Genomic DNA, 15,101 nt, shown 5'->3' with positions numbered 1-15,101 from the left:
AATGAATGCTCAGGGACGACGACGGGAAGCTCCCGGGACGGCATCGTGTTGTCCATGGAAGACGACCGTTCGCCGCGCCGGGCCGAGAGCCCTCGCCTCACGCAGAGGAGCAGCCGATGAGCGCCCTCGCGTTGTCCGTGCTGCTGTCGCTCGTCTCCGCCGTGGCGTACGCGGGCGGAGCGATCGTGCAGGAGCAGGTGGCGGCGTCCTCCCCGGGTGCCCAGTACGCTCCGCTGCGCCGCCTCGACTGGTGGGCGGCGGTCGCGCTCAACGGTCTCGGCGGCCTCCTGCACGTCGTGGCCCTCGCCCTCGGTCCGCTGAGCCTGGTGCAGCCGCTGGGCGCGCTCACCATCGTGTTCGCCCTGCCCATGGCGGCGCTGTTCGTGGGCCGCAAGGCCGGTGCGACGGCCTGGCGGGGCGCGCTCATGGCGACGGTCGGTCTCGCGGGTCTGCTCTCCCTGGTCGGCGCGTCCGACACGCAGTCGTTGGACACGGCGCAGCGGGTCGTCACGGCCGGTGTCACCGGCGGTGTGATCGTCGCGCTGATGATCGCCGGCCGGGCCGCGCACCGGCATCCGGCGGTGCGCAGCATCCTGCTGGCCACCGCGTCCGGCATCGCCTTCGGCATGTCCTCGGTCTTCACCAAGACCGTCGCGGTCGACTGGGCCGGTGGCGTCTCGGTCGCGGACCTGCCGTCCCTGGCCGTCATCGGCGTGCTCGCGACGGCGGGCATGCTGCTGTCGCAGGCCTCCTACCGGGGCGCCGGCCTCGCCGCGCCGCTGGCCACGCTGACGGTCGTGAACCCGGTGGTGGCCGCGGTGGTCGGCATAACGATGTTCGGCGAGACGTTCCGCTACGGCACGACCGGCACCGTGCTCGCCCTGAGCTGCGGCGTGGTGGCCGCGGGCGGGCTGATCCTGCTGACGACGGAACGGATCGCGCGGGAAGCCTCCGAGGGGGCCGAGGCCGCCGTTGAGGCGGTGGCCGGGGCGGGGCCGGTGGCCGAGCCGCCGGACGCACCGCCGGCCGGCAAGATCCTGCTGCCCGCCCCGGCGGTGGCGCGGGTTGCGGAGACGGTCCCGGTCCCCGCCGAGCAGCCGTACGAGGTCCGGGAACCGGCCGGGTGCGACAACCCACCCCCGCTCGCCCCGCAACTCTCGTACGGCCCCTTCTACGGTGGCCCGTTCGTCCCGCCGCCGGCGCTCGACCGGCACCGGGTGCGGATCAGATCCTGACCCCGCCGGCCCGCAGGTACGCCACAGGGTCGACGTCCGAGCCGAAGCCGGGCCCCGTCCGCACCTCGAAGTGCAGATGCGGGCCCGTGCTGTTGCCGGTGGAGCCCGAGCGGCCGATCCGCTGACCGGCGGCCACCGACTGGCCGTCCTTCACGGAGATCGCCGACAGGTGGGCGTACTGCGAGTAGCGGCCGTCGTCGTGCCGGACGACCACCTGATAGCCGTAGGAGTCGCCCCACCCCGCGCTGACCACCCGGCCCGCCGCGACCGACTTGACCGAGGTGCCGGTGGGCACGGGGAAGTCGACGCCGGTGTGGTAGCCCTTCGACCAGGAGGAGCCCGCCTGGCGGTAGGGCGTGCCGGTGGAGGCGTCGACGGGGGCGACGACACCTTGGCGGGTGGTGGCCTTGCCGGACTTGGCCGCCTTCTGGGTGCCACTGCCGGAGGACGGCTTCTCCGGCGACTTCTTCGGCTGCTGCTCGGTCCGCTGCCGTTGCTTCGGCTGCTTCTCCCGCTGCTGCTTCTGCTTCTCCCGCTGCGGCTCGGCGCGGGGCGCCGTGGTGGTTCCCTGCCCGCGAAGCGACAGTCGCTGGCCGGGCATGATCAGGTCCGGGTCCGCTCCGATCTCGGAACGGTTGGCCTCGTACAGGCCGTGCCATCCGCCACGCACCTGCTGGGAGTCGGCGATGCCGGACAGGGTGTCGCCGGTGATGACCGTGTACATCCTGGCCTGGCCCGCGCGGGACTGCGGCGTGGTCTGGGGCTTGACGTCCTTCACCGGGTCCGACTTGCCGGTGCCCCGGGCGGAGGACTGCCCGGTGGCCTTGTCGGCGGACTGCCCGGACGGCTTCGCGGCCGGCCCGTCGGAAGACGGACGGATGTCGGGCGTGGCGCCGCCCCGGGTCAGTCCGGCCCGCTGCGAACACACCGGCCAGGCGCCGGGGCCCTGCCCGTCCAGCACCTTCTCGGCGATGGCGATCTGCTGGTCCTTGGTGGCCAGGTCGGCGCGCGGTGCGTACTCGGTGCCGCCGAACGCCTCCCAGGTGGACTGGGTGAACTGCAGCCCGCCGTAGTAGCCGTTGCCGGTGTTGATGTCCCAGTCGTTGGTGGACTCGCAGGCGGCGACCTTGTCCCAGGTCTCCACGTCGGCCGCGTGTGCCGTGCCGGTGCCGACGAGCGGGAGCGCCAGTCCCGCGCCGCCCGCCGTGACGGTCAGGGAGGCGCGGTTGATCCTGTTCGGCTGGTACCGGCGGTGCCGGCCGCGTACGGCCATGGGTATCCCCCTCGACATTGCGTCAGGAGGGGCAAAAGTAAGCGCCGGTAACAGGCCATGACAAGACGGCAATCGGCCGGTTGGTCACGGCAAGTGGCGGATAAGAGGCAGTGGTTGGCCGGATGAGCCGTCCGCCCGCTGAGACACCGGGCCCCTTCCGAGCGTACTGGAGCCCGCCGGGCCGTGAAGTGCGACCGGCGTACGGGCACGTCAGGATGGTCGGGCGGGGAAACCGGCCATACTGGCGGGCACGACCGGCACCACGGACACCAAGGCCACGCACGGACACCAGCGTCACGCACGGACACCAGGATCACCGCACGGACACCAAGGTCATCAGGTCATTAGGAGTCAGCCCCATGAGCACTACAGCGCAGATCGGCGTCACGGGCCTCGCGGTCATGGGCCGCAATCTCGCCCGCAACTTCGCCCGCAACGGCTACACGGTCGCGTTGCACAACCGGACGGCGTCCCGCACGCACGCGCTGGTGGAGGAGTTCGGGAGCGAGGGCGATTTCGTCGCCACCGAGACCGCCAAGGAGTTCGTGGCGGCACTGGAGCGGCCCCGGCGCCTGGTCATCATGGTGAAGGCCGGCGACCCGACCGACGCCGTGATCCGGGAGTTCGCCCCGCTGCTGGAGCCCGGCGACATGATCATCGACGGCGGCAACGCCCACTTCGCCGACACCCGGCGCCGGGAGCGCGAGCTGCGCGAGCAGGGCATCCACTTCGTCGGCACCGGCATCTCGGGCGGCGAGGAGGGCGCGCTGCACGGCCCGAGCATCATGCCGGGCGGATCGAAGGAGTCGTACGACTCGCTCGGCCCGATGCTGGAGAAGATCTCCGCCAAGGCGGCGGACGGGGCGCCCTGCGTGACGCACGTCGGCCCCGACGGCGCCGGGCACTTCGTGAAGATGGTCCACAACGGCATCGAGTACGCCGACATGCAGCTGATCGGCGAGGCGTACCAGCTGCTGCGGGACGTCGCCGGGTACTCGCCCGCCCAGATCGCGGACATCTTCCGCACCTGGAAAACCGGCCGCCTGGACTCGTACCTGATCGAGATCACCGCCGAGGTGCTGTCGCACGTGGACGCGGCGACGGGCAAACCGTTCGTGGACGTCGTGGTCGACCAGGCGGAACAGAAGGGCACCGGTCGCTGGACCGTGCAGATCGCCCTGGACCTGGGGGTCCCGGTGTCGGGTATCGCGGAGGCCGTCTTCGCCCGCTCCCTGTCCGGTCACGCGGCGCTGCGCGACGCCTCGCGGGGGCTGGCGGGCCCGAAGGCGTCGCCGCTCGGCGACTCGGAGGCGAGCGCCTTCGCCGACCGGGTGGAACAGGCGCTGTACGCGTCGAAGATCGTGTCGTACACGCAGGGCTTCCACGAGATCGCGGCCGGCAGTGAGGAGTACGGCTGGGACATCGACCTCGGCGCGGTCTCCTCGATCTGGCGCGGCGGGTGCATCATCCGCGCGGCCTTCCTGGACCGCATCCGCGCCGCCTACGACGCCCGGCCGGAGCTGCCGAGCCTGCTGTCGGACGAGACGTTCGCGCAGGAGATCGCCGAGGCCCAGGACGACTGGCGCGAGGTCCTGGTCGCCGCGACCCGCCAGGGCGTACCGACGCCCGGTTTCGCCGCGGCCCTCGCCTACTACGACGCCCTGCGCGCCGAGCGGCTGCCGGCCGCGCTGACGCAGGGGCAGCGGGACTACTTCGGGGCGCACACGTACCGGCGCACCGACCGGGACGGCGCGTTCCACACGCTGTGGGGCGGGGACCGGTCGGAAGTCGACGCGTAGTCGTAGGGGGGCCGGACGGGTCGTAGGGGTCGTACGGGTTGGAGAGAGTCCCACCGGTGGGCGGGGGGGTGTGGCGGGGCGGCGTTCACGCCGGTCGCCGCGCCGCGCTCCGTCCGTTCCCGTACCCGGGCTCAGCACGCTCTGCTCCCCGCGGTGTCATGCTCCGTCCGTCCCGTGGCGTGTCACGTGAGCGGTGGTCCCGGTTCCGGGTTGGGCACCGGCTCCGGCCCCGGCGGGATCGGCGACGGCGAGGGCTCGGGCGGGCCCGGGTGCGGTGGCGGCGGGGTCGGCTGGGGGCCTGGTCCCGGGGGCTGGGGAGTCGGTTCCGGCCCGGGCCCCGGGGGCGGAGGCGGAGGGGTCGGTTGCGGGCCGGGGCCGGGGGTCGGTACCGGGTCCGGGTGCGGCTGGGGTTCCGGGTCCGGACCGGGCGTGGGTCCCGGGGTGGGACCGGGCGGGACGGGATCCGGATACGGGTTCGTCATGACTGCTGTCCTCCGGCCAGTCGGTCGACATCGGCTCTGGACTTGTCCCCCGCCTACCCGAGGGTCGCCTCCCCACTCACTCCTCTGCGGGAACACGCTGGGTCCAGGTGGCGCAGGACGGGCCGGGACCGGCTCGGGAGGCGCTCCGGGGACGCCCCGGCGGCGACCGAAGAGCGGCCGCCAGGGCCACCCGACGACGGCGGCCGGAAGGCGGCCGGCCCCGGCAGGCGGCCGGAGCCTGCCTACCCGAGCCCTGCTGCCGCCGCCCCCGCGGCCAGTCCCGGCGCAGGGCTGGCCAGTACGGGGACGGTGGCCTCGGCCGACTCCCGGGCGGGCGCCATCGAGGCCTGGGCCAGGACGATCGCGTCGGCGCCGGTGACGGCTTCTGCCGCCTCGGCCACCAGCCGCAGGTAACCCTCGGTGTCACCTGCCTCGAACCGCGACCAGGCGCCCTCGACGAGACTGACCCGCACGTCGACGGCACGCCCCGCGCGCCGGGCCTCCTCCCGGATCAGCTCCGCCGTCGGCGCGAGCGTGCTCTCCAGGGCGGCGAGGACCACGACACGCGAACCGGCGGCCACCGCGGCGGCGGCCATCGGCCGGTCCACCCGCAGCACCGGCACCCCGGCGTCGGCGGCGACCGACTCGGCGACACCGCCGATCGTCGAGCAGGTGCACAGAACGGCCCGTGCCCCCTCGGCGACGGCCCGCCGCACCACGGCCCGGACGGCGTCCGTCACCGCCCGGGGCCCCTCGCGCCGCGCCCGGTCCAGCAGCTCGGCCTCGACGTGATGCCGCAGCTCCAGACCCGGATGTGCCTCGTCACGCAGGGCGTCGAAGACCGGGACGTGCACGGCCGAGGTGTGCAGCAGCGCCAGCACGTCTCCCCCTGGATATTTCCGGCTCGTCGCTCTCGTGGCCCGCGTCAGAACCGCTCGGGATGCGCCACGAGCCATTCCTTCGCGGCACGCAGCAGCTCGGGGTCGGCCGCGGGAGCCTCGTCCGGGTGACGCTCCGCCCACTTCACGACGTACGGGCACAGCGGGGCGACGACGGCACCCTCGCGCCCGGCGAGGGCGTACAGCTCACGCGCCAGCGAACCCGCGATGCCCCGGCCCTCGTGGGCCGGCTCGACGACGGTGTGCACGGGGACGAGGGCGCGCTCGGGGGCGTCCAGGACGAAGTACTCGATGCGGCCGACGACCTCACCGCCGCCGATCGCCTCCAAGCGGCCCGCCGCCCGGTCGTCACGGATCTCGATGTCGCTCACGGCCACGCTCCTCGTCCGCGCAGTTCAGTGGGTCAGGCCGACACGGCCTGGGGGCTGCGCTCCTGGTCCGATCCCGGCACCGGCTCGGACGGGTCGGCGCCGAGGGCGACGATACGGTTGTCGCCGTCCACGTGCACGACCCGCGGCTTCAGCGCCCGTGCCTCGGCGTCGGTGACCTGAGCGTAGCTGATGATGATCACCAGGTCGCCGGGGTGGACGAGGTGGGCCGCGGCCCCGTTGATCCCGATCACCCCGGATCCCCGCTCGCCCTCGATGACGTAGGTCTCGAGCCGGGCCCCGTTGGTGATGTCGACGATGTGCACGAGCTCACCGGGCAGCAGGTCGGCGGCGTCCAGCAGATCGGCGTCGATGGTCACCGAGCCGACGTAGTGCAGGTCGGCCTGGGTGACGGTGGCGCGGTGGATCTTGGACTTGAACATGGTGCGCAGCATGTTGGACTCCTGGAAGACGGCTCCCTGCCTGCTTTATGCAGGTCAAGGGCGTTGTTCACTCTACACGGCGCGGGTCGGACTCGAACGGTCGTCGTCCCGCGCCCGGCACGGCGGCCGGAGCGCGGGACGAGGCGGCTCAGCCGCCGCTCTTGCGCCGGAACGACCGCTGGCTGGCGGCCGGGCCGTGCGTCGCGCGCACCTTCGGCGCGTTGGCGTTGGCGGCGCCCTCGGCCGTGTCCGCCTGCGCGCCGCGCTTGCGGGCCAGGGCTTCGCGGAACTTGCGCTTGAGGTCGTAATTGCCCTCGTCGTCCGGCGTCAGAGGGGACGTCCCGGGGGCGGCGGGTTCCGAATCCTCCGTAGGTACGGGCTCTGCGCTCATGGTGACCTCCTGGGTTTCGGTGGCTGGGCAGGCACAGCTTGTCATGCCGGTCGCCGTACGGGCGCCGACTGCGACTCCGCTGCCGGGGCAGCGGCTCTCAGCCGCCGCGACGCACCCGGGCCGCCTTGCGGGCCTCGGCGAGCTTGCGGGCCTCACCGGCCTTCCGGGACCTGCCGCCGCCGGCGCCGCGAGCGGTGTCCTTGCTGGTGCCGAGGCCGCGGAAGGGAGCGTTGGTGTTCTTGGGCCGGGGGACGGCGGGCCCGCCGTCGAGCGGGGTGCCGGAGGGTGCCTTGGCGCCGGTGATCCGGCTCAGCTCCGCCTCGCCGGAGCGCACCTTGGTGACGGTCGGCGCGATACCGGCCTCGGCCAGCATGCGGCTCGTCTCGCGGCGCCCGCCCGACAGTACGAGCGTGACCACGCTGCCGGACTCTCCGGCGCGGGCGGTGCGGCCGGCCCGGTGCACATAGTCCTTCGGGTCGGTGGGCGGGTCGACGTTGACCACGAGATCGAGGTCGTCGACGTGCAGGCCACGGGCCGCGACGTCGGTCGCCACCAGAGCGGTGATCCGGCCGTTCTTGAACTGCTCCAGGGTCCGTGTGCGCTGCGGCTGGGACTTGCCGCTGTGCAGGGCCCCGGCGTGCACCCCGCTCGCCCGCAGGTGCCGGGTGAGCTGGTCGACGGCGTGCTTGGTGTCGAGGAAGAGGAGTACGCGGCCGTCGCGGGCGGCGATCTCCGTGGTGACGGCGTAGCGGTCGGGGCCGTGGACGACCAGGACGTGGTGCTCCATCGCCGAGACCGTGCCCTCGGCCGGGTCGACCGAGTGGACGACGGGGTCGTGGAGGTAGCGGCGGACCAGCTGATCGACGTCGCTGTCGAGGGTGGCCGAGAACAGCAGCCGCTGGCCATCGGGGCGCACCTGGTCGAGCAGGTCGACGACCTGCGGCAGGAACCCCAGGTCGCACATCTGGTCGGCCTCGTCCAGCACGGTGATCCTCACCCGCCCCAGGCGGCACGCCCGGCGCTCGATCAGGTCGTGCAGGCGTCCGGGGGTGGCGACGACCACCTCGGCTCCGTCGCGCAGCGCGGCGATCTGCCGGCCGATCGACGTGCCGCCGACGACCGTGGCCATCCGCAGCCGCAGCGCCTGGGCGTACGGCTCCAGCGCCTCGGTGACCTGTTGGGCCAGCTCCCGGGTGGGAACGAGGATCAGGGCGAGGGGCTGCTTCGGTTCGGCGCGCCGCCCGGCCGTGCGCGTCAGCAGCGGCAGGCCGAAGGCGAGCGTCTTGCCGGATCCGGTGCGCCCGCGCCCCAGGACATCGCTCCCTCGCAGGGCGTCGGGCAGTGTGGCGGCCTGGATCGGAAAGGGTTCGCGCACTCCGAGTCCGCTCAGGGTCCGCACCACTTCCACCGGCAGTTCCAGGTCGGCGAAGGAGAGGGCCGGGGACGGCGACGGGGTCGCGTTCCCGGGCCGGGCGGGACCGCGGTGAGCGGTGCCGGAGTCGTCGAGGTGCTTCATGGACAGCCTTCCGCAGGGACACGTACCGAGGAAGGCCCGGCGGGGCTGAACGGTCCGCGTACGAGCAGGACCGAACAGGCAGAATCGCCCACCGCGACGACCACGCAAACGCATAAGACTAACACGAGGTGGATGATCCGCGCGCGGGCCGGGGTGGTTCCTCGTGGAGCTGTCGGCCCGGCACGGTCGTCAGGAGACGGGGCGGCGCCGCACGCGGTAGTGGAGGTGGACGACCTTCGAGTCGAAGGTGCGGGTCCCGGCGAGTTCGAGGTCCACCCGGCGCTCGTGCCGAGGGAAGAGCGGGGTGCCACCGCCGACCAGCACCGGGTAGACCATGACCCGGTACTCGTCGATCAGCCCCGCCGCTGCCACCTCGGCGGCCAGCGTCGCGCCGCCGACCGCGATCTCGCCCTCGCCCGGCTCGGTCCGCAGCCGCTCGATCTCCTCCGCCGGGCTGCCGGATGCCAGGCGGGCGTTGCTGCCCCGCACCGCCGTCAGCGTGGTGGAGAACACCACCTTCGGAAGCGCCTTCCAGATCGCGGCCCACTCACGCATCGGGGCGTCGAGGGACGGGTCCTGGTCGGCGGTCTCCCAGTACAGCATCGTCTCGTACAGCCGTCGTCCCAGCAGGTGGACGCCGACCTGTTGGATCTCGTCGGTCCAGAAGGCGAAGACCTCCTCGTCGGGCTCCGTCCAGTCGAAGCGGCCGTCCGGCCCGACGATGTAGCCGTCGAGTGAGGCACTCATCGAACAGGTCACGCTGCGCATCTGCCGTCCTCCTCGCCAGGGGGCTTCGACAGTACGGCCGCCGCTCGCCGGGGGCACCGCACCGCGCCGGGCTCCTCTCTGGTCGGGAGGAACCCGGCGCGGGTGTCAGGGTGCGGTGGGCGGCCGCGTGGTGCGACGACGTACGGGGGGCGAGGTTCTTCGGGCGGGCTGCCGCTGCACGGCACCGGCCCAGGGGGGAGAGAGACGGCGACGGCCGGCACGGGTTACCCGTCACCCGCCTCGAACCGGCCAAGTCCGTTGGAGCAACGTGACATTGTATGGTGAGGCTGATCGGACCGAGGCTCCAAGGAGCGCGCATGCCTCATCTCACTTCGCGGGCGATTCCGGTCCAGGCCCATCTGCGTGACCAGGTCGCCGACGCGCTCCGGGCTGCGCTCATCGCCGGCGAGCTCCGTCCCGGCGTCGTCTACTCCGCGCCCGCCCTGGCGGCGGAACTCGGCGTCTCCGCGACCCCGGTGCGCGAGGCCATGCTCGATCTGGCCCGGGAGGGCCTGGTCGAAGCGGTCCGCAACAAGGGCTTCCGCATCACCGAGATGACCGACCGGGACCTCGACGAGTTCACGGACATCCGTACCCTCATCGAGGTGCCCACCGTGGGCCGGGTCGCCAGGACGGTGCCGGCCGAGCAGTTGGAGCGGCTGCGTCCCCTCGCGCAGGAGATCGTGACGTCGGCCCAGAAGCACGACGTCCTCAAGTACCTGGAGGCCGACCACCGCTTCCATCTCGAACTGCTGTCGCTCGCCGGGAACCGGCGCCTGGTCGAGGTGGTGGCCGACCTGCGCAAGCGCTCACGCCTGTACGGTCTGGGCGACCTCGACGAATCCGGACGCCTGGTGGCTTCGGCGCGGGAGCACATCGAGCTCCTCGACCTGATCGTGGCCGGCCGGGCCGAGGAGGCGGAGGCGTGCATGCGCCGCCACCTCTCCCACATCCGCACGCTGTGGGCCGACGGCTCGGCGGGCGCGGAGGACGGGGAGCCGACGCCGCGGTGACGGGCCGCTCAGAGGGTGAAGCCCGCCGGGTAGGGATCCGACGGATCGAGCAGGTACTGGGCGGTTCCGGTGATCCAGGCCCGGCCGGTGACCGACGGGAGGACGGCCGGGCGGTCGCCGACGGCCGTCTCGCCGAGGACCCGGCCGACGAACCGGGAGCCGATGAAGGACTCGTTGACGAAGTCCCGGCCGACCGGCAGCAGCCCGCGGGCGTGCAGTTGTGCCATACGGGCGCTGGTGCCCGTGCCGCACGGTGAACGGTCGAACCATCCGGGGTGGATCGCCATGGCGTGCCGGGAGTGCTCCGCGGTCGACCCCGGCGCTTCGAGATACACGTGGTGGCACACGTCGATCGCGGGGTTCTCCGGATGGGCCACCGGGTTCTGCGTGTTGATCGCGTCCATGACGGCCAGGCCGGCGTCGAGCATCCGCTGCTTCTCCGCCCGTTCGAACGGGATCTTGAGGTCCTCGAGCCGGACGAAGGCGTAGAAGTTGCCGCCGTAGGCGACGTCGTAGCGCACCGGCCCGTACCCATCGACCTCGACGACCTGGTCGAGGGCGTGGCAGTACGACGCGACGTTCTCCAGGGTCACCGACTCGGCGTGGCCGTCGCGCACGCGCACCCTGGCCGTGACCAGTCCCGCGGGTGTGTCGAGGCGTACCGGGGTCTCCGGTTCGACGGCCTCGACCATGCCCGTCTCCACGAGGACCGTGGCGACGCCGATGGTCCCGTGTCCGCACATCGGCAGGCAGCCGGACACCTCGATGAAGAGCACGCCGAAGTCGGCGTCCGGCCGGGTCGGGGGCTGGAGGATCGCCCCGGACATCGAGGCGTGCCCGCGCGGCTCGCACATGAGCAGGGTGCGCAGGTCGTCGCGTTCAGCGATGAAGCGCTGCCGTCGTTCGAACATCGTCGACCCGGGGAGGACGCCGACGCCGCCCGTGATCACGCGGGTCGGCATCCCCTCGGTGTGGGAGTCGACGGCGTGGTAACAGACCTTCGAGCGCATCGTCAGCTGACCCCCGCGTCGATGAGGGCCTGGGTGGCGGCGCGTACGACGGCCTCCGTCTCAGGGGTGAGCGGCTGCCTCGGCGGACGGCAGACACCGCCGCGCCGGCCCGTCATCTCCTGGCCGAGCTTGATGGCCTGGACGAACTCCGTCCTGCTGTCCCAGCGCAGGACCGGATGGAGTCGGCGGTAGAGCGGCCGGGCCGTCTCCAGGTCGCCGGCGAGCGACGCCTCGTAGAGCGCGAGGCAGGCGCGGGGGAAGACCTGCGGGTACCCGGCGACCCAGCCCTTGGCGCCGGCGATGCCGACCTCCAGGACCGTGTCGTCCGTGCCGATCATGAGGTCGAGGCCGGGGGCGAGTTCGGAGATCTCGTAGCAGCGCCGGACGTCTCCGGAGAATTCTTTGACGCCGACGATGAACCCCTCGGCGTGCAGTTTGGCGAGCAGGTCGGGGCGCAGGTCGACCTTGGTGTCGATGGGGTTGTTGTACGCGGTGACGGGGAGGCCGGCCGAGGCCACCAGCTCGAAGTGCTCGAGGACCGCGCGGTCGTCGGCCCGGTAGGAGTTGGGCGGCAGGCACATGACCGCCCGGCAGCCCGCGTCCTTGGCGAACCGGGCGTGCCGCCTGGCCTCGACGCCGCCGTAGGCGCCGACACCCGGCATGACGGTGAACCCTTCGGGGGCGGCGGCGAGGGCCGTCTCGACGACCCGGTCGCGCTCCTCGTACGTCAGCGTCTGGTACTCGCCGAGCGACCCGTTCGGCGCGACACCGTGCATGCCCTGCTCGGCGAGGAAGGCGACGTTCTCCGCGTAGGCGCCGTAGTCGATGGTGAGATCGGCGTTGAAGGGCAGGCCGGTCGCGACGATGACGCCGTGCCAGGGCTTGCGGTGCTCACTCATGTGCTGCTCCTTCGGTGTTCTCGCCGGCGCCGTCCAGGTCCGCGAGGACGCCGAGAGTGACGGGGGTCGCGATGAGCCGTTCGGTGGGTGCGTAGGGCCGGTGCGGTGCCACGAGGCAGTGCACGGCGGGACCGCAGATCCGGCCCTGGCACCACCCCATGCCGGCCCGGGTCAGTTGTTTGACCTGCCGGTGGTCGCTCGCCCCGCCGTCGGCTCGGGCGGCCCGGACCGCGCCCGCGGTCACCTCCTCGCACCGGCACAGGAGGGTGTCGTCGGTCAGCCACTTCGCCCAGCCCGGTGGGATCGGGTGGGCACGGGCCATGGCGCGGGCGAAGGCGCGTTGCCCGGTCACCGTGGCGCGTGTCGCGGCCAGGCGCCGCCTCCCGAGGACGGGGGCGGTTCCCTGGTCGGCGAGGACCGACTCGGCGGCGAGGCGGCCCTCGGCGAGCGACAGGCGCGCTCCGCCGACCCCGCACACCTCGCCCGCCGCGTAGAGCCCGGGTACGGTGGTGCGCTGCCCGGTGTCGACGGCGACGACCGCGTTGCCGTCGCCGGAGTCGGTGAGGTCGCAGCCGAGCGGGAGGAGCAGGTCGAGTTGGGGTGCGAAGCCCCATCCGACCCCCACGGCGTCGACCTCCACACGTCGCTCCGTGCCCGGGCGGGGGCTGCCGTCGGGCGCCAGGGAGGCGATCCGGACCGAGGTGACGCGGTCGGTGCCGTCGGCGGCGACGATCGCCGTGCGGGGGCGGAGCCGCACGCCGTGGCGGGCCAGAGTGAGGCCGTACCGCGCTCCTTCGGCCCACTTGGCGGGGTTGCGCAGCAGCGGGCCGGGCTGCCGCAGCCAGGCCGAGGGGCCGGCCGCCTCGCAGACCGCGACCACCTCGACTCCGCGGGATGCGAGTCCGGCTGCGACCGGCAGCAGGAACGGGCCGGTTCCTCCCAGTGCCACGCGGCGGCCCGCCGCCACTCCCCCGCCCTTGAGCAGTGCCTGCAGGCCGCCGACGGTGAGCACGCCGGGCAGGTCCCAGCCGGGGAAGGGCAGTTGGCGGTCGTAGGCCCCGGTCGCCACCAGCAGGCGTGGCGCGCGCAGGGCGACGGCGGTCTCCTCGGGCGCCCGGCGCCGGTCGACGGCGTGCACCGTGAAGCCGTCGTCGTCGGGGGTCACGGACCAGACGTGGTGGGCCGGGCGCAGGTCGAGCCGCCCTCGCGCGCGGGCCGTCGACAACGCCCGGTGCAGGGCCCGGTATGCGCGCAGTCGGTGGTGGAGGTCGGCGGTCGGGATCGTCGGTCGCGCGTGGTCGGGCGGATGCCGCCAGTACTGGCCGCCCACGGCGGTGCCCGAGTCGACGAGCGCGACGCTCAGCCCTCCGGCCAGGGCCGTCACCGCCGCGGCCAGGCCGGCCGGTCCCGCGCCCACGACGACGAGGTCCGGCGTCTCACTCATCGTCGTCCTCCTGCGTCGTGACGGTCATTCCCGCACGGGCCGGGATCAGGCAGGCCCGCTGCCCGGCCGCTCCGTCGATGGTCACCAGGCAGTCGAAGCAGACGCCGATACCGCAGAAGACGCCGCGCGGACGGCGTCCGACGCGGGTGGTCCGCCAGGCGACCCGGCCGGCGGCCACGAGGGCCGCGGCGACGGTCTGTCCCTCGGTGAACTCCAGCGGTTCGCCGTCGACGCTGAACCGGCTCACCGGACGGCACCTTTCGGGATGAGGAAGCGGTCGGGCAGCAGTGCGGTGTGTGCCGCCGGATCGGCTCCCCGCCAGGGACGGCCGAGCAGGTGCGCCGTCACCAGGGCGCCGGTCGCGGGGGCGAGCCCGATGCCGGCGCCTTCGTGACCGCAGGCGTGGACGACGCCCGGGGCTCGCGGGTCCGGGCCGACGACCGGCAGGTGGTCCGGGCAGTAGGGCCTGAATCCCCGGTAGGTCCGGATCAGGTGGGTGTTCCGCAGGAAGGGGAACAGCCGGCACGCCTGGGCGGCGAGCCGGGTGACCACGGCCGGGTTCATCGTCGTGTCGAAGCCGACGCGTTCCCGGCTGGCGCCGATGAGGATCGTGCCGCCGCGGGTCCCCTCGACGACGCACGAGGTCTCCAGGCCCGCGTCGGACGACGCGACGTTCGCGACGTAGTCCGCGGAGTAGACCTTGTGCCGGACCATCGGCGGCAGTGGTTCGGTCACGAGGACGAAGCCCCGGCGCGGCAGCACGTCCACGGGTGCGCCGAGCCGGCGGCCGACCTCGCCGCCCCAGGTGCCGGCGGCGTTGACGACGGCGTCGGCGGGCAGCGTCTCACCGGCCGCCGTCCGGACACCGGTGACCTCGCCGTTCCGGCCGGTCATCGCGGCGGCGACCTCGGCGGTGCGCGTACGCGCTCCGCGTTCCACTGCCGCGCGCAGCAGGGCTGCCGCCGCCAGCACGGGCTGCACCTGGGCGTCCTGCGGGTAGTGCACGCCGCCGGGGATGCCGCGGGCGATGTGGGGTTCGAGCTCCTGGACGTGGTCGACCCGCTCGACGCGGACACCCGCCCGTGCCTGCCGCGCGGCGAACTCGCCGAGTGCCGCGAGTCCTTCGCCCGTGCTCGCGACGACCAGGCCTCCCTTGGGCTCCAGTTCGAAGGAGGCCGCCCCGAGCTCGTCCCCGGCCTCGTCCCACAGTGCACGGCTCAGGCGGGCCAGGTCCAGCTCGGGGCCGGGTTCCTTGTCGGACAGCAGTACGTTGCCCTCGCCGCGGCTGGTCGTCCCGGCACCGACGGGTCCGCGGTCGACGACCGTGACGTCCAGGCCCGCCGAGGCGGCGTGGAAGGCGCACGCGGCACCGACCGCACCCGCGCCCACGACGACGACCTTCAGGGCCAACACCCCCCTGTGCAATGTCACATGCCACCGCTCAAGCTATTACCCGGCCCGCTGGAGCACAACGCCTCGGCACCGGCCGGAGGTCCTCGGCGGCACCACGCGACGGCACCACGGGGACCTCAGGGCACCCCTTGGCAGAATTCATAAATTC

Annotated in this window: 15 protein-coding genes; 3 read left to right on the top strand and 12 right to left on the bottom strand. The window is 73.2% G+C overall.

Going from position 1 to position 15,101, the window contains the following annotated elements:
• Positions 1-116 precede the first annotated feature (116 nt).
• Entirely contained in the window at positions 117-1,235 is a 1,119-nt protein-coding gene (locus ACLIN4_RS31075) for a DMT family transporter (protein ID WP_307651741.1), read from the top strand.
• On the opposite strand, the gene ACLIN4_RS31070 is transcribed toward ACLIN4_RS31075, so the two are convergent.
• The gene (locus ACLIN4_RS31070; RefSeq protein WP_290011922.1) at positions 1,225-2,508 is read right to left on the bottom strand and encodes a transglycosylase family protein; all 1,284 of its coding nucleotides are present in this window, start codon (positions 2,506-2,508) and stop codon (positions 1,225-1,227) included. The genes ACLIN4_RS31075 and ACLIN4_RS31070 overlap by 11 nt on opposite strands.
• A 359-nt stretch (positions 2,509-2,867) precedes the next feature.
• Between ACLIN4_RS31070 and gndA the strand changes: the two genes are divergently transcribed.
• The gene (gene gndA / locus ACLIN4_RS31065) at positions 2,868-4,307 is read left to right on the top strand and encodes an NADP-dependent phosphogluconate dehydrogenase (protein ID WP_411576459.1); all 1,440 of its coding nucleotides are present in this window, start codon (positions 2,868-2,870) and stop codon (positions 4,305-4,307) included.
• A 724-nt stretch (positions 4,308-5,031) separates the two neighbouring features.
• Here the strand turns inward: gndA and ACLIN4_RS31060 are convergent.
• From ACLIN4_RS31060 to ACLIN4_RS31035, 6 genes are all read right to left on the bottom strand, one after another.
• Positions 5,032-5,670, bottom strand: a complete 639-nt coding sequence (locus ACLIN4_RS31060; RefSeq protein ID WP_107476695.1) for an aspartate/glutamate racemase family protein — start codon at positions 5,668-5,670, stop codon at positions 5,032-5,034.
• A gap of 44 nt (positions 5,671-5,714) precedes the next feature.
• Positions 5,715-6,059: a GNAT family N-acetyltransferase gene (locus ACLIN4_RS31055; protein ID WP_289909357.1), complete on the bottom strand. Its 345-nt coding sequence runs from the start codon at positions 6,057-6,059 to the stop codon at positions 5,715-5,717.
• Positions 6,060-6,091: 32 nt separating this feature from the next.
• Positions 6,092-6,511 carry an aspartate 1-decarboxylase gene (gene panD / locus ACLIN4_RS31050; RefSeq protein ID WP_100048175.1) on the bottom strand — a complete coding sequence of 140 codons (420 nt, stop codon included), beginning with the start codon at positions 6,509-6,511 and terminating at the stop codon, positions 6,092-6,094.
• A 136-nt stretch (positions 6,512-6,647) separates the two neighbouring features.
• A complete protein-coding gene (locus ACLIN4_RS31045) occupies positions 6,648-6,890 on the bottom strand; it encodes a DUF5302 domain-containing protein (RefSeq protein ID WP_411576458.1) in 243 nt (80 codons plus the stop codon).
• Between the two features lie 97 nt (positions 6,891-6,987).
• Positions 6,988-8,406 carry a DEAD/DEAH box helicase gene (locus tag ACLIN4_RS31040; protein WP_411576457.1) on the bottom strand — a complete coding sequence of 473 codons (1,419 nt, stop codon included), beginning with the start codon at positions 8,404-8,406 and terminating at the stop codon, positions 6,988-6,990.
• Positions 8,407-8,595: 189 nt separating this feature from the next.
• Positions 8,596-9,174 carry a dihydrofolate reductase family protein gene (locus tag ACLIN4_RS31035; protein WP_107476673.1) on the bottom strand — a complete coding sequence of 193 codons (579 nt, stop codon included), beginning with the start codon at positions 9,172-9,174 and terminating at the stop codon, positions 8,596-8,598.
• A gap of 317 nt (positions 9,175-9,491) precedes the next feature.
• On the opposite strand from ACLIN4_RS31035, the gene ACLIN4_RS31030 reads away from it, so the two are divergent.
• Positions 9,492-10,187 (top strand): GntR family transcriptional regulator, encoded by a 696-nt coding sequence (locus tag ACLIN4_RS31030; protein ID WP_107476672.1) that lies wholly within the window; start codon positions 9,492-9,494, stop codon positions 10,185-10,187.
• Positions 10,188-10,195: 8 nt separating this feature from the next.
• On the opposite strand, the gene ACLIN4_RS31025 is transcribed toward ACLIN4_RS31030, so the two are convergent.
• Genes ACLIN4_RS31025 through ACLIN4_RS31005 form a run of 5 tightly spaced genes read right to left on the bottom strand, consistent with a single transcriptional unit; the run spans position 10,196 to position 14,944 of the window.
• Positions 10,196-11,197 carry a proline racemase family protein gene (locus ACLIN4_RS31025; RefSeq protein ID WP_411576456.1) on the bottom strand — a complete coding sequence of 334 codons (1,002 nt, stop codon included), beginning with the start codon at positions 11,195-11,197 and terminating at the stop codon, positions 10,196-10,198.
• A gap of 2 nt (positions 11,198-11,199) precedes the next feature.
• Positions 11,200-12,096: a dihydrodipicolinate synthase family protein gene (locus ACLIN4_RS31020; protein ID WP_107476670.1), complete on the bottom strand. Its 897-nt coding sequence runs from the start codon at positions 12,094-12,096 to the stop codon at positions 11,200-11,202.
• Complete coding sequence (locus tag ACLIN4_RS31015; RefSeq protein ID WP_289909364.1) at positions 12,089-13,540, bottom strand: NAD(P)/FAD-dependent oxidoreductase; 1,452 nt, start codon at positions 13,538-13,540, stop codon at positions 12,089-12,091. Before ACLIN4_RS31015 ends, ACLIN4_RS31020 begins: the two co-directional genes overlap by 8 nt.
• A complete protein-coding gene (locus ACLIN4_RS31010; protein WP_289909365.1) occupies positions 13,533-13,787 on the bottom strand; it encodes a (2Fe-2S)-binding protein in 255 nt (84 codons plus the stop codon). The genes ACLIN4_RS31015 and ACLIN4_RS31010 overlap by 8 nt, the downstream gene beginning before the upstream one ends.
• The gene (locus ACLIN4_RS31005; RefSeq protein WP_411576796.1) at positions 13,784-14,944 is read right to left on the bottom strand and encodes an NAD(P)/FAD-dependent oxidoreductase; all 1,161 of its coding nucleotides are present in this window, start codon (positions 14,942-14,944) and stop codon (positions 13,784-13,786) included. The genes ACLIN4_RS31010 and ACLIN4_RS31005 overlap by 4 nt, the downstream gene beginning before the upstream one ends.
• Positions 14,945-15,101 lie beyond the last annotated feature (157 nt).

The organism is Streptomyces mutabilis (assembly GCF_046628145.1).
Taxonomy (GTDB): Bacteria; Actinomycetota; Actinomycetes; order Streptomycetales; family Streptomycetaceae; genus Streptomyces; species Streptomyces mutabilis.
Note: the sequence above shows the minus strand (reverse complement) of the source record. Positions and strands in the feature narration are given on the sequence as shown.

Excerpts from the sequence above, each read along its gene's own strand:
- ACLIN4_RS31075 (WP_307651741.1), top strand. The coding sequence starts at position 117 with ATGAGCGCCCTCGCGTTGTCCGTGCTGCTGTCGCTCGTCTCCGCCGTG.
- ACLIN4_RS31070 (WP_290011922.1), bottom strand. The coding sequence starts at position 2,508 with ATGGCCGTACGCGGCCGGCACCGCCGGTACCAGCCGAACAGGATCAAC.
- gndA (WP_411576459.1), top strand. The coding sequence starts at position 2,868 with ATGAGCACTACAGCGCAGATCGGCGTCACGGGCCTCGCGGTCATGGGC.
- panD (WP_100048175.1), bottom strand. The coding sequence starts at position 6,511 with ATGCTGCGCACCATGTTCAAGTCCAAGATCCACCGCGCCACCGTCACC.
- ACLIN4_RS31045 (WP_411576458.1), bottom strand. The coding sequence starts at position 6,890 with ATGAGCGCAGAGCCCGTACCTACGGAGGATTCGGAACCCGCCGCCCCC.
- ACLIN4_RS31040 (WP_411576457.1), bottom strand. The coding sequence starts at position 8,406 with ATGAAGCACCTCGACGACTCCGGCACCGCTCACCGCGGTCCCGCCCGG.
- ACLIN4_RS31035 (WP_107476673.1), bottom strand. The coding sequence starts at position 9,174 with ATGCGCAGCGTGACCTGTTCGATGAGTGCCTCACTCGACGGCTACATC.
- ACLIN4_RS31030 (WP_107476672.1), top strand. The coding sequence starts at position 9,492 with ATGCCTCATCTCACTTCGCGGGCGATTCCGGTCCAGGCCCATCTGCGT.
- ACLIN4_RS31025 (WP_411576456.1), bottom strand. The coding sequence starts at position 11,197 with ATGCGCTCGAAGGTCTGTTACCACGCCGTCGACTCCCACACCGAGGGG.
- ACLIN4_RS31020 (WP_107476670.1), bottom strand. The coding sequence starts at position 12,096 with ATGAGTGAGCACCGCAAGCCCTGGCACGGCGTCATCGTCGCGACCGGC.
- ACLIN4_RS31015 (WP_289909364.1), bottom strand. The coding sequence starts at position 13,540 with ATGAGTGAGACGCCGGACCTCGTCGTCGTGGGCGCGGGACCGGCCGGC.